Origin of the sequence: Erysipelothrix aquatica (assembly GCF_009828775.2) — a bacterium.
Taxonomy (GTDB): Bacteria; Bacillota_I; Bacilli_A; order Erysipelotrichales; family Erysipelotrichaceae; genus Erysipelothrix; species Erysipelothrix aquatica.
The window spans coordinates 1-1,501 of the sequence record NZ_WTSY02000085.1; the positions used below are offsets into that span (position 1 = coordinate 1).

Here is a 1,501-nt window from a genome sequence, read left to right on the forward strand (position 1 = left end):
GATAAAATACCTGAATGGCTTCACTTTCTTTTGAACTTTTACGCAAACATTCAATTAGGTAGGAAGTAAAAAAGGTGTTGATTGAAGTTAAGTTGACTAATCTTTAAGGAAGCAACACAAATTTCTCATAGTTGGAACAAAATAGTAATAATCGAATATATTATTATAAACAGTTACTTATGATTTTCAATACGTTTATACTTCTCATTAATTCTTTGGAATTCTTTCTTTGACGACTCTAGGCTCCCAAAAGGCATCTGGTCCCGCTGCTCAAAATGTTTTACTTGGTAAGATACACAGGCGACTAAATCTTCTATCAACTCAACGTAACCGTATAATGCGAATGCAATTTGTAAATCAATTTGTAGTTCAAGGAGTTTTTTATAAGAAGAGACATCAGAATCTACGTACTCTAATGGGTTAAAATCTAATTTATTAAATTGAAATGTTTTTGCATAATGTGCTCTAAGTTGATCAATATGTGATAGTAATGATTTTCGCTTGTTGGCTCCAATTCTATAGTCATCGATATTATCAAGGATTCGTTGTAAATAGGTACAAATACTAGATAGATTTACACCCCAAAATCCAAGATTAACATTCGCATCAGATTCAGCGTATGTCGTTGAGTATATAAAGGAATATTCTATTAGAGTTTGTAGAGTAGTCAAGTATAATGCCTGAACCGCTAGTTATCGATTGTTCAATTTCTTTTTCACTTAAATCAATAATTGCTGCGCAGCTTACTTTTGCGTTATTATTATTTTCGAAGTGACTGATGAACTTATTCAAAAGTTCTGAATAATGCCAAGGGTTTGAACTCAAATATTGGGTGTAGTCCATGATAAAGAGGGTGTTACTATCCATTATTGTTTGATAATCATCCATTCTATTCCGCATAGAATTTAACACGCTAATAGAAGTCTCAAGTTCTGCCTTTATTGTGGCTATTTCTTCATCGTTCTTCTTAACTAGTCTTTCTTCAAGCACCCTAAAATCCTCTTTTCCGATATACATATTGAGAAATGCAATGACTGTAAATAGACTAATAACGCCACCAGCTATTACTAACCAAGTGTCTAATTCTCCAGTAGTGACGACTCTATTCTCTCTATTAACGGTCACCAACACAACAACTAGGAAAATCAAAGTAAATATTGTAATTGTCCAATACAATTTATTTTCAATTTTATTTTTTCGTAGATTCTTCACATTAATATTCTCCTTTTAAAATATAGTATCACAAATATTCTATATTATTTTCTTTTTATGCGATTTCGTAGAAGTTTAGTTATACATAATTGAGGAGGTAGGTAGATTTAGAATGGGATCAAAGTACTCTCCTTTATTTTGAAAAGTGTGTGAGTAGTCTGGAGTGTGAAAATAACCCATGAGATTGCCTGTGGGTTACTGGTTGACTATATATTTAACTCTTAACTAAAATAATATTGTTAGATCACGTTTTGATTTGTTTCACTTTCTCAGAAATGCTACTCTGGAG

Annotated in this window: 1 protein-coding gene; it reads right to left on the reverse strand. The window is 31.8% G+C overall.

The window, feature by feature from the left end:
- Positions 1 to 612: 612 nt before the first annotated feature.
- Positions 613 to 1,212 (reverse strand): hypothetical protein, encoded by a 600-nt coding sequence (locus tag GVV20_RS10540; RefSeq protein WP_159741661.1) that lies wholly within the window; start codon positions 1,210 to 1,212, stop codon positions 613 to 615.
- Positions 1,213 to 1,501: the final 289 nt, after the last annotated feature.